Here is an 11,566-nt window from a genome sequence, read left to right on the forward strand (position 1 = left end):
ACCGGACCGCACCGGTGGTGCGGCGGCGGGCGCGGCAAGCCTGGGATTGTATGTGGCGGGCCGTGAACCCGGCAGGAAGCCCACAAAGCGCGGGCGGTCCGGCCGGTTCAGGCTGCGCGGCGTTCGGCCGCCGGCTGCTGCCAGCGCTGCATCAGCGCCTGCCAGCGCTGGCGCGCAGCGGCCAGGTTGCGCTCCTTCACGTGCCCGAAGCCCTTGATCTGCTCGGGGATGGCGGCGATCTCCAGCGCCAGGCCGTGGTTGGCAGGCGACAGTCCCGTCAGGATCTGCTCGACGCTGGCGCGGTATTCGCCGATCAGCGCGCGTTCGGTGCGGCGCTCCTCGGTGCGCCCGAACACGTCCAGCGCCGTTCCGCGCAGGCCCTTCAGCCGGGCCAGCAACCTGAATCCCAGCAGCATGGCCGGGCCGTACTTGCGCTTGACCAGCTCGCCCTTGGCATCGCGCCGGGCCAGCAACGGCGGGGCGAGGTGGAAGTTCACCTTGTAGTCGCCCTCGAACATCGCGGCGATGCGCTCCTGGAAGCCGGTCTCCGTGTGAAGCCGGGCCACCTCGTACTCGTCCTTGTAGGCCATGAGCTTGAACAGGTTGCGCGCCACCGTCTCGGCCAGCGACGTCTTGCCCAGCGGCGCCTCGGCGGCACGCACCCGCGCCACGAAGGCCTCGTAGTCCCGGCCGTACGCCGCGTTCTGGTAGGCGGTGAGGAACTCCACCCGGCGCGCCACCAGCGTGTCGAGCGTCTCGCGCCGCTTGAACGCGATCACCTGCGCGGGCGCGAGCAGCTGCTCGACCTGCGCCGGGTCGTGGGCCGCGCGGCGCCCCCAGGCGAAAGCGGCCTTGTTGCTCTCGACCGCCACGCCATTGAGCTCGATGGCACGCAGCAGCGACTCGAGGGCGAGCGGCACCCAGCCCTTCTGCCAGGCGTAGCCGAGCAGCATGGGGTTGGTGTAGATCGTGTCGCCCATCAGCTTCGCGGCCGCCGCGTCGGCGTCGAAACTGCCGAGCCCACCGGGGCCGACGGCCTCGGCGATCGAGGCGGCGCAGGCATCGGCCGGGTTGGCCCAGTTGCCGTTCTTGACGAACGCGGCGGTCGGCGTGCTGTGCGCGTTGAGCGCCACGTGCGTGCGGCCTTCGCGCATGCGCAGCACCGTTTCCTTGCCGGCCGCCACGATCGGGTCGCAGCCGATGACCAGGTCGGCCGCGGCCATGCTGACGCGGGTGGTGTGGATGGCCTCGGGCCGCTCCCCGATCAGCACGTGGCTCCAGGTGGCGCCGCCCTTCTGCGCCAGGCCGGCCGCGTCCTGGGTGACGATGCCCTTGCCTTCCAGGTGCGCCGCCATCCCGAGCAGCTGCCCGATGGTGATCACGCCGGTGCCGCCGACGCCCGCCACCACGATGCCGTAGGCGCCCTGCAGCTGCGGCAGCTGGGGCTGCGGCAGCTCGCCCAGCTCGTAGGGCGAGGCCGCCTGCGTCTTGGCCTTGCCCTTGAGCTTGCCGCCTTCGACCGTCACGAAGCTCGGGCAGAAGCCCTTGAGGCAGCTCGTGTCCTTGTTGCAGGTGCTCTGGTTGATCGTGCGCTTGCGGCCGAACTCCGTCTCCAGCGGCTCGACCGACAGGCAGTTGCTCTTCACGCTGCAGTCGCCGCAGCCCTCGCAGACCAGGTCGTTGATCACCACGCGCACCGCGGGATCGACCATCGCGCCGCGCTTGCGGCGGCGGCGCTTCTCGGTGGCGCAGGTCTGGTCGTAGATGATGGCCGTCGTGCCCGCGAGCTCCCGGAATTCGCGCTGAATGCGGTCGAGCTCGTCGCGGTGCTCCACGCCGACGCCCGGCGGCAGCTTGGCCACGGTGTACTTCTCGGGCTCGTCGGTCACGATGACCAGCTTGTTGACGCCCTCGGCCTGCAGGCTCTGCGCGATCTGCAGCACCGAGTGCCCCTCGGGCCGCTCGCCGACCTGCTGGCCGCCGGTCATGGCGACCGCGTCGTTGTAGAGGATCTTGTAGGTGATGTTCACGCCGGCGGCGATCGACTGGCGGATCGCCAGCAGGCCGCTGTGGAAGTAGGTGCCGTCGCCCAGGTTGGCGAACACGTGCTTCTCGTTGGTGAACGGCTGCTGGCCGACCCAGGGCACGCCTTCGCCGCCCATCTGGGTGAACCCGATGGTCGCCCGGTCCATCCAGGTCGCCATGAAGTGGCAGCCGATGCCGGCCATGGCGCGCGAGCCCTCCGGCACGACGGTGGACGTGTTGTGCGGGCAACCCGAGCAGAACCAGGGCTGGCGGTCGGCCTTGACCTCCAGCACCTGCATCGACCGCTCCTTGGCCTCCAGGATGGCCAGTTGCGCATCGATGCGCGCCGCGGTGTCCGCATCCAGCCCCTGCTTCTTCAGGCGCCGGGCGATGGCACGCGCGATCAGCGCCGGCGACAGGTCGGCGTTGGCGCGCAGCAGCGTGCGCGCGGTCGGATTGGGCGTCGACCACTCGCCGCCGCTGTAGTCGCCCTCGACCTCGTCGAACTTGCCCAGCACGTGCGGACGCACGTCGGGCCGCCAGTTGTACAGCTCCTCCTTGAGCTGGTACTCGATCACCTGGCGTTTCTCCTCGACCACCAGGATCTCGCGCAGGCCGGTGGCGAACTCGCGCGTGATCTGTGCTTCGAGCGGCCACACCACGGCCACCTTGTGCACCCGAATGCCCAGGCGGCGGCAGGTCGCGTCGTCCAGCCCGAGGTCCACGAGCGCCTGGCGCATGTCGTTGTAGGCCTTGCCGCTGGCGATCAGGCCGAAGCGGTCGTTCGGGCCCTCGATCACGTTGTGGTTCAGGCGGTTGGCGCGCACGTAGGCCAGGGCCGCGTACCACTTGTAGTCCATCAGCCGCGCTTCCTGCTCGAGGGCGGTGTCGGGCCAGCGGATGTGCAGGCCGCCGGGCGGCATCGCGAAATCCTCGGGCAGGCGGATCTGCACGCGCTCGGGATCGATCATCGCGGTGGCGCTGGACTCGACGATCTCCTGGATCGTCTTCATGCCGGTCCAGACACCGGCGTAGCGGCTCATGGCGATGGCATGGACGCCGAGGTCCAGGATGTCCTGCACCGTCGCCGGGAAGAACACCGGCAGCCCGCAGGCCTTGAAGATGTGGTCGCTCTGGTGGGCGGCGGTGGAACTCTTGGCGACGTGGTCGTCGCCCGCCACGGCCATGACGCCGCCCCAGGGCGTGGTGCCCGCCATGTTGGCGTGCTTGAAGACGTCGGAACAGCGGTCGACGCCCGGGCCCTTGCCATACCAGATGCCGAACACGCCGTCGAACTTCTGGCTGCCGGCCGGCGCGAACCCGAGCTGCTGGGTGCCCCACAGCGCGGTGGCCGCCAGCTCCTCGTTGACGCCGGGCTGGAACACGATGTTCTGCGCCTTCAGGTACTTGTTGGCCTTCCACAGCGCCTGGTCGTAGCCGCCCAGCGGGGAGCCCCGGTAGCCGCTGATGAACCCCGCCGTGTTCTTGCCGGCCAGCGCGTCGCGCCGGCGCTGCAGCATGGGCAGCTTGACCAGGGCCTGCACCCCGCTCATGAAGGCCCGCCCGTGTTCGAGCGAGTACTTGTCATCCAGCGTGACGGTTTCGAGCGCCTTGCGGATGTGCTCGGGCAGCGGTGCGTTCATCGTGTCTCCATCGTTTGCCGCAGTGTAGGCCCGTGCCCCGGATAAGTTGTTGCGTTTGATGCTGCGAGATGGCTAGGATGAGAAAGATCCTTTCTCGAAAGAACGCCACATGGAAAAGCTCGACAGGTTCGACCTGCGCATCCTGGAAGAACTGCAGGCCGACGGCCGCCTCACCAACGCCGAGCTGGCGCAACGCGTCGGCCTGTCGGCCGCGCCCTGCTGGCGCCGGGTGCGCGCGCTCGAGGAGGCCGGCTACATCAAGGGCTACCACGCCGAGATCGACCGGCACCGGATCGGACTGGGCGTGCTGGCCTTCGTGCGGCTGGATGCGGACCGCAACACCGGCGAACGCACCCGCGAGATGGAGGAGGCGATCCGCAAGATCCCCGAGATCGTCTCGTGCCACTACATCAGCGGCGCGGGCACCTTCGAGCTGCAGGTGGTCTCGCGCGACCTCGATGCGTTCTCCCAGTTCGCGCGCCAGGTGCTGATCAACCTGCCGAACGTGAAGGACCTGCACACCAGCTTCTCGCTCGGCGAGGTCAAGGCCAGCAGCGCCCTGCCGCTGGCCCACCTGAGGCCCTCGGCGTCGCCCTCCTGACCCGCGCCAGCGTGCGTGCGACGTCGCTGTCGCTGTTGCTGTCGCTTTTGCTGTTGCTGTCGCTGGGGCTGTCATCAATGCGTCACTGGCGCTTCCTACGCTTGCGGCCTGCAGGAATCCCGCAACCCGTTCGACAGACCAGCAAGCAAGAGCAAGCCAATGTCCCACTTGACCGACAAGTTCCGCGCCGCCTCGCGCGCACGCAATCAACTCCCGGCCGTCCCCGGCCAGATGATGGAAGACGTCCTCGCCCAGGCCAGCGTCCCGCGCCGCGCGGTGCTGCGTGGCGGCTTCGGCGCCACGCTGGCCGCCGCCTTCGGCGGCTCGCTCCTGACCGGATGCGGCGGTGGTGGCGGCGGCGGCATCGCCGCGGCGGCGCCTGCGCCGGGCGGCACCCCCGCGGTCAGCTACGCGGTGGCCTTCAAGGGCGTGCCGCGCTCGACCACCGAGCAGGTCGTCGTGCCCGAGGGCTACACGGTCGACGTGCTGTTCGCGGCCGGTGACGCGGTCGAAGCAGGCGCCACCCCCTACACCGGCACCCTGCTGGATTCGACCGGCTACGAGAAAGTCGCCGGCGGCAACCACGACGGCATGCACTTCTTCCAGCTCGCCGGCGTCGACCCGAGCAAGGGCGGCCTGCTGGCGATCAACCACGAGGCGCCCGACGCGCAGATCCTGTTCCCGGCCGGCTTCACCTACGACGCGAACACCGCGACCGCCGAACAGAAGCGCATCGCGCTGTCGTCAGTCGGCGTGTCGGTGATCGAGGTGGAGGTCGTCAACGGCAAGTGGGTCGTCAAGCGCAACTCGCCCTACAACAAGCGCTACACCGGCAACACGGTCTACGCGGTGGGCGGTCCGGCGGCGGCGGTGGTCGGCGCCACGGTGGTTGGCACGCTCAACAACTGCTCCAGCGGCATGACCCCGTGGGGCACCTACCTGACCTGCGAGGAAACGACGGACAACTACCTGGACCCGACGCAGCCGGAGGAGGGCTACGGCTGGGTGGTCGAGATCGACCCGCAGGGCACGTTCCCCGCCACCAAGCGCACCGCGCTGGGTCGCTTCGACCACGAGAACACCGCCTACATGCTGGACGCCGACAACACGGTGGCGATCTACATGGGCGACGACAGCACCCCCGGCTGCGTCTACAAGTTCGTGCCCTCGGCCAAGTTCAACCCCGGCAACCGTGCCGCCAACCGCAACCTGCTGGACAGCGGCACCCTGTACGCCGCCAAGTTCAACGCCGACGGCAGCGGCCAGTGGATCGAGCTCACCCAGGGCGTGAACGGTCTGGTGGTCGGCGCGCAGGACCCCGGCAACGTCACCCAGTCAACCACGCCGCCGGCCGCCACCCCGGTCGACTTCGCGACCCAGGCCGACGTGTTGATCAACACCAAGTCCGCCGCCCGCGTGGCCGGCGCGACGCTGATGGACCGGCCCGAGTGGGTCACCGTGGGCCCCGACCGCAGGATCTACTGCACCTTCACCAACAACGGCTCGCGTGCCGTCGTCGATGCGGCCAATCCGCGCGCGACCAACCCGCACGGCCACATCATTCGCTGGAGCGAGACCGGCGACAGCGCCAAGGCCACCAGCTTCCGGTGGGAGCTGTTCCTGCTGGCCGGCGATCAGCGGCTGTCGGCAGCCAACCAGAAGGGCAACATCAGCGGCGACACCTTCTCCAGCCCCGACGGCATCGGCGTGGATCCGCAGGGCCGCCTCTGGGTCCAGACCGACGCCTCCACCGGTGCCAGCACCACCAGCACGTTCGGCAACAACTCCATGTACTACGTGGACCAGGCCACCAAGCAGTCCACCCGCTTCCTGGTCGGCCCGAACGGCTGCGAGATCACGGGCCTGACCTACACGCCGGACCTGGCGACGTTCTTCATCAACATCCAGCATCCCACGGGCTCGTGGCCATCGAATGTGCAGGGCAACACCCTGCCGCCCCGGTCGGCCACCATCGTGGTCCGCCGCACCGACGGCAAGCCGGTCGGCGCCTGACGCCGGCGGCGATCATCCCCGCATCGCCCATGCCCCTGCGGGGGCATGGGCGATGCGCCTTTTGCCTCTGGATCAGTGGCGCCGGCAGCGCAGCTCGGGGCCGGGTGGCCGCAGCCGGTGCAAGGTGGCCGCCGCGTCGTCCTCCCCGGAACCGAACTCCGCCCGCCAGCCGGGGCTGGACCACACGGTGTGGCCGGGGCGCGTTCCCCCGGCATCGCGCAGCAGCAGCTCGGGGCCCTGCGGCAGGCCGGCCAGCTGGAGCGTGTCGCTGGTGAAACGCGCGACCACGACGCTGCCGTCATCGCAGTGGTAGGTCGTGCCGGCGGCGGGATCGGGCACGGCCGCCACGGCCGCCGGTGCTGCCAGCGGGCCCCGCGACCCCGCGGGAGCCGGCCCTGGCGGCGCCACGCAGCCGGCCAGCACGGACAGCGCGGGGGCGAGTGCCAGCAGCCGGGCGTTCATCGCGGCCACAGCGCCCACATCCGCAGCGGCTGCTTCAGGCGGCCCGCCAGTTCGCCGGCCTCCGGACCCCAGCCCGCGAAGTAGTCGGCGCGCACCGCGCCCGTGATGGCGCTGCCGGTGTCCTGCGCGAGCACCAGCCGCTGCAGGGTCAGCTGCGGACCGGCCGAGGCCAGCCACACCGGCGTGCCGTACGGAATGCTCTCCTTGTCGACGGCGATCGAGCGTCCGGGCGTGAGCGCCACGCCCTGCGCGCCCCGCGGGCCGAAGGCCGCGTCGAAGTCGCCCAGCGGCTCCTCTCGGAAGAACGTGGTGCGCGGATTGCTCCAGAGCAGCTCCTGCAGGCGCTGCGGGTTCTCGCGCACCCAGGCCTTGATGCCGGGCCAGGAGGCGTCGCGGACAGCGCCCTGCTGCAGCAGCCAGCCGCCGACGCTGCGGTAGGGATGGTCGTTGGTGCCGGCGAAGGCCAGCCGCACGGTGCGGACGCTGCCATCGGGTTCTGCCACGCGCAGCCGTCCCGAACCCTGGATCTGCAGCATCAGAGCATCCAGCGGGTCGGCGAGCCAGGCGATCTCGCGGCCGCGCAACTGGGCCTGCGCCTGCGGCAGGGTGTCCATTTCCTGGCGGCTGTACCAGGGCTTGCGGCTGCCCAGCCCGGCGGGCGGCCGGTACAGCGGCACCGTGTGGCGCGCGGTCGGCTGGCGCGACGCCTCCAGCAGCGGCTCGTAGTACGCCGTCAACAACCCGTCCTGCGCGCCCTGCAGCGGCTCGATGCGGTACGGCTGCAGACGCTGGCGCATCCAGGCGCGCTGCTCGGCCGGCGTGGCGATCGACAGCTGGCGCACCTGCGGGCACAGCGGGGCGAAGGCCGCCGGCGGCCGCTCGCAACTCTTGAGCCAGGCGTTCCAGGCCTCGTGCAGGGCATCGTCCTCGAAGCCCGGCAGCTCGCTCCAGGGCACCGGCTGCCAGCGGCTCTTGCCCTGCAGCAGCGCCGCCCCCGGCGGCGAGTCGTCCTCGGCGGGGCGGACCGGGTCGGGCGCGGGGGCGCGCGGCGCCGGGCCGGCGCCAGGCAGGGGGGGAGCGGAAGACGGCGGCAACGGTGGCAACGGCGCGGCGCAGCCGACCAGCATTCCTACAATCGCCACCACACTCCAACCACGTTGCATGCTGCTGATTCTGCTGGAAGCGCTGGCCGCGCTGGCCTTGATCGTCCTGATCGTCTGGTGGACCATGTTCTCGGGCCGTCCCAAGGGCGAACCGCCGTCCGACCCGCCGGGCCGGGACGGCGACCCGAAACCCTAGGGCGCGGGCTCCACGTCGCGCAGGACGTTGGCGAGTTCGACGGCGGACTTCACCTCCATCTTGTCGAACACGCGCGCCCGGTGGACCTCCACCGTCCGCACGCTGATCGCCAGCTGGTCGGCGATCAGCTTGTTCGGCAAGCCCCGCGCCACCAGGCGCATGACGTCGCGCTCACGTTCGGTGAGCTCCGCCAGCCGTGCCGCGAGCCGCCGGCGCTCGCGCCAGCCGGCCTGCACCTGGGCCGACCGCTGCAGCGCCTGTTCGACCCGGTCGACCAGCGCGTTGTCGGAGAACGGCTTCTCGCAGAAGTCGAAGGCGCCCCGCTTGACCATGTCGACCGCGGTGGGCACGTCGGCATGGCCGGTCAGGAAGATCACCGGCATGGCGTCGGCCAGACCGCGCGCCACCAGCCGGTCGAACAGCGCCAGCCCGCTCATCCCCGGCATGCGGACGTCGAGCAGCAGGCAGCAGGGCTGCTCCGGCTGGAACCCGCCCTCGAGCATGGCCTCGAAGTCCTCGCCGGCGGCGAAGCGTTCGCTTGGCAGGTGGCGCGAGCGCAGCAGCCAGGCAAGGGCATCGCGCACGCTCTCGTCGTCGTCGACGATGAACACGGTGGCGTCGGGAGCGGGTTGCATCAGGTCAGGAGCGAGACGGGTCGCGGTGCGGGCGCCTGGACGACGCCGGCGGCCTGCGTGGGCAGGGTGAAACGGAAGATCGTACCCTGGGGCCGGTTGGGCTCGAAGGCCAGGAACCCTCCGTGCTGCTCCACCACCGTGCGGCACAGGGACAGCCCCAGGCCCATGCCTTCGGCCTTGGTGGTGAAGAAGGGCGTGAACAGCTGCTCGCGCACCTCGGCCGGGATGCCGGGGCCGCAGTCGGCAACCGAGAACTCGAGCCACGCCGCGGACGCGGCCGGCTCGCCGTCGGTCCGGCGCACCTGGATGACAAGCGACGGGCGCGGCACCTTGGCCTGGTCCATCGCCTGCATCGCGTTGCGCGCCAGGTTCAGCAGCACCTGCTCGACCATCGTGCGGTCGCACAGCACCGCGGGCAGGCCGGCCGCCACCCGCGTCTCCACCTGCACGCCCAGCTTGCGCGCCTGCAGGCCCACCAGCGGCATCACCGCGTCGACCAGCGCCTGCGGGGCCGTGGGTTCGCGCGCCTTGTCGCGGCGGCGCACGAAGTCGTGCACGCTCTTGATCACGCGCCCGGCGCGCTCGGCCTGCTCCGCGATGCGGCGCAGCGCCACCTGCAGATCGGCCGGCGCCGCATCCCGCCCGTCCAGCAGGTTCAGCGACCCGGTGGCGTAGCTGGAGATCGCCGCCAGTGGCTGGTTCAGCTCGTGACTGAGCAGCGAGGCCATCTCGCCGACCGTGGCCAGGCGGGCCGTGGCCTGCAGGCGTTCCTGGCTGGCGCGCGAAAGCTCCTCGACCCGGCGCTGCTCGCTGATGTCGAGGAAGGCGCTCATCCAGCCGGTCTGCACGCCTTGCGCGTTGATCAGCGGCGCTTCGATGATCAGCACCGGAAAGCGCGAGCCGTCCTTGCGCATGAACATCGACTCGAATCCTTCGCGCGGCGGCGCATGCCGCCCGGCCAGGCGGATCTCCTGCCGCTTCTGGTACTCGCCCACCAGCTCCGGCGGCCAGTAGGGGGCCGGGGTCCCCTGCCCGAGCAGCTCCTCGACCGAGAAGCCCACCATCTCGCAGAACGCAGGATTGACGTAGGTCGTGCGGCCGCGCAGGTCGCGCGCGCGCAGGCCCGTCACCAGGCTGTCCTCCATGGCCTTGCGGAACGCGAGCGCATCGGCGAGGTCGCGTTCGACTTCCAGCCGCCGCCGCGTGTCCTTGCCCAGCAGGAACAGCACCGCCAGCAGCGCGATCGACATCGCGGTGACCAGGGCCGTCAGCACGTTCGGGAACAGCTCCGGCGCCCCGCGCCAGCTGTCCATCCGCAGCACCATCGTGTTGCCTGGCAGGTCCAGCAGCTGCTGCGCGGTGAACACGCGCGAACCGCGGCGGGCCACGCCGTGCAGCGCCAGCCGGGTGCCGTCGGCCTCGGTGAACGACACCTCCTGGCTGCGGGTGAGCTGCGGCCCCACCATGTTGGACAGCATCTCGGCCAGTGAATAGGTGGCCACCACGTAGCCGGTGAGCTGGCCGCCGGTCACCTGGGGCAGGCACAGGTCCATCACCTCCAGGCCGAGGCCATCGGACTGCGGCACGAAGTAGCTCGCGGCGTAGCCGGCGCCGCTGCTGCGGCGCGCATTGGCGCAGGCCAGCGCCACCTCGGGCTGCGCAGCGGCGCGTCCGAAGCGGTCGAAGGCGGGCACCCGGTAGGGCGTGTCGACACCGGCCAGCGTGGCCAGCTGCGCATCGCGCCACTCGATGCGCAGCAGCTCGCGGCGCTCGTGCAGCAGCCGCTGTGCTTCCGCGCCCCAGGCGGCGACCTTCGGCGTGCCGGCCTGCAGGGCCTGCAGCGACTGCACGTTGCGCGTCAGGGCCGAGCGGATGTCGGACAGCGCTTCGCCGGCGTCGCGCTCCAGCTTGGACTGCACCTGGCTGGCCTCGTAGCGGCCGGCCAGCCAGATCAGCGTGACGAGCAGGGTGGCGACCAGTGCGCTGAGCGAGCCCCACAGCAGCCAGCGCTGCGCTGCCGGCGGCCGCCCGGCCGCACCCGAGGCGCCCTCGGTCCGGTCGACGCCGTCCCGGCTCATAGGACCCGGTGCTCCAGCGCCGGCAGCTGGCGGCGCACCTGGGCCAGCCGCTCGGCATCGAGCTCGGCCACCACGACCGCTTCTCCGTCCTCCTCGCGCTGCGCCAGCACCACGCCCCACGGGTCGACGACCAGGCTGTGGCCCCAGGTGCGCCGACCGTTCTCGTGCAAGCCGCCCTGGGCGGGCGCCGCGACGTACGCCAGGTTCTCGATCGCGCGGGCGCGCAGCAACGGCTCCCAGTGCGCCTGGCCGGTCACGTGGGTGAATGCGCTGGGCACGATCAGCAGGTCGGCCTGCAGCTGCCGGTACAGCTCGGGAAAGCGCAGGTCGTAGCAGACGGTCATCCCGACCCGCCAGCGACGGCCGTCGCGCGCGAGCACGTCGAAGGCGACCGGCGCCGCGCCCGGCTCGATGACGCGCGCCTCGTCGTACCGCTCGCGGCCGTTGTCGAAGCGGAACAGGTGGATCTTGTCGTAGCGCGCGACCCGCTCCCCCTGCGGCGAGAACGCCAGGCTGGTGTTGCGCACGTGCCGGTCGTCGCCCGCGGTGATCGGCAGCGTGCCGCCCACCACCCACAGCCCGTGCGCCCGCGCCGCGTCGGCCAGGAACGTCTGCACCGGCCCGTCGCCCGGCACCTCGCGCAGAGCCAGCTTGTCGGTGTCCGCGCGGCCCATGATGCAGAAGTACTCCGGCAGCACGGCCAGTTCGCAGCCCTGGGCGGCAGCCTGCGCGAGCAGCCGGCCGGCGGCGTCGAGGTTGTCCTGCAGGCGCACGCCCGAGACCATCTGGATGGCGGCGATCTTCATGGCG

At 71.1% G+C, this 11,566-nt stretch carries 9 protein-coding genes; 3 read left to right on the forward strand and 6 right to left on the reverse strand.

The window, feature by feature from the left end:
• Window positions 1-107: 107 nt before the first annotated feature.
• The gene (locus VFE82_RS01425; RefSeq protein ID WP_324998448.1) at window positions 108-3,668 is read right to left on the reverse strand and encodes an indolepyruvate ferredoxin oxidoreductase family protein; all 3,561 of its coding nucleotides are present in this window, start codon (window positions 3,666-3,668) and stop codon (window positions 108-110) included.
• Between the two features lie 109 nt (window positions 3,669-3,777).
• On the opposite strand from VFE82_RS01425, the gene VFE82_RS01430 reads away from it, so the two are divergent.
• Both VFE82_RS01430 and VFE82_RS01435 read left to right on the forward strand, forming a co-directional pair.
• Window positions 3,778-4,269: an Lrp/AsnC family transcriptional regulator gene (locus VFE82_RS01430; protein ID WP_324998449.1), complete on the forward strand. Its 492-nt coding sequence runs from the start codon at window positions 3,778-3,780 to the stop codon at window positions 4,267-4,269.
• Window positions 4,270-4,428: 159 nt separating this feature from the next.
• A complete protein-coding gene (locus VFE82_RS01435) occupies window positions 4,429-6,282 on the forward strand; it encodes a PhoX family phosphatase (protein ID WP_324998450.1) in 1,854 nt (617 codons plus the stop codon).
• A 72-nt stretch (window positions 6,283-6,354) separates the two neighbouring features.
• On the opposite strand, the gene VFE82_RS01440 is transcribed toward VFE82_RS01435, so the two are convergent.
• Together VFE82_RS01440 and VFE82_RS01445 are read right to left on the reverse strand one after the other, a co-directional pair.
• A complete protein-coding gene (locus tag VFE82_RS01440; protein WP_324998451.1) occupies window positions 6,355-6,744 on the reverse strand; it encodes a hypothetical protein in 390 nt (129 codons plus the stop codon).
• The gene (locus tag VFE82_RS01445; RefSeq protein ID WP_414708707.1) at window positions 6,741-7,973 is read right to left on the reverse strand and encodes a murein transglycosylase A; all 1,233 of its coding nucleotides are present in this window, start codon (window positions 7,971-7,973) and stop codon (window positions 6,741-6,743) included. Before VFE82_RS01445 ends, VFE82_RS01440 begins: the two co-directional genes overlap by 4 nt.
• Here VFE82_RS01445 and VFE82_RS01450 point away from each other — a divergent pair.
• The gene (locus VFE82_RS01450; RefSeq protein WP_324998453.1) at window positions 7,906-8,043 is read left to right on the forward strand and encodes a hypothetical protein; all 138 of its coding nucleotides are present in this window, start codon (window positions 7,906-7,908) and stop codon (window positions 8,041-8,043) included. The two genes, VFE82_RS01445 and VFE82_RS01450, sit on opposite strands and share 68 nt — an antisense overlap.
• Here the strand turns inward: VFE82_RS01450 and VFE82_RS01455 are convergent.
• Genes VFE82_RS01455 through VFE82_RS01465 form a run of 3 tightly spaced genes read right to left on the reverse strand, consistent with a single transcriptional unit; the run spans window position 8,040 to window position 11,562 of the window.
• Window positions 8,040-8,678, reverse strand: a complete 639-nt coding sequence (locus VFE82_RS01455) for a response regulator transcription factor (protein WP_324998454.1) — start codon at window positions 8,676-8,678, stop codon at window positions 8,040-8,042. The two genes, VFE82_RS01450 and VFE82_RS01455, sit on opposite strands and share 4 nt — an antisense overlap.
• Window positions 8,678-10,756, reverse strand: coding sequence for an ATP-binding protein (locus VFE82_RS01460; protein WP_324998455.1), 2,079 nt, complete (start codon window positions 10,754-10,756; stop codon window positions 8,678-8,680). Before VFE82_RS01460 ends, VFE82_RS01455 begins: the two co-directional genes overlap by 1 nt.
• The gene (locus VFE82_RS01465; protein WP_324998456.1) at window positions 10,753-11,562 is read right to left on the reverse strand and encodes a carbon-nitrogen hydrolase family protein; all 810 of its coding nucleotides are present in this window, start codon (window positions 11,560-11,562) and stop codon (window positions 10,753-10,755) included. Before VFE82_RS01465 ends, VFE82_RS01460 begins: the two co-directional genes overlap by 4 nt.
• Between the last annotated feature and the right edge of the window lie 4 nt (window positions 11,563-11,566).

This window comes from Ramlibacter sp., assembly GCF_035655895.1.
Classification (GTDB): domain Bacteria; phylum Pseudomonadota; class Gammaproteobacteria; order Burkholderiales; family Burkholderiaceae_C; genus Ramlibacter.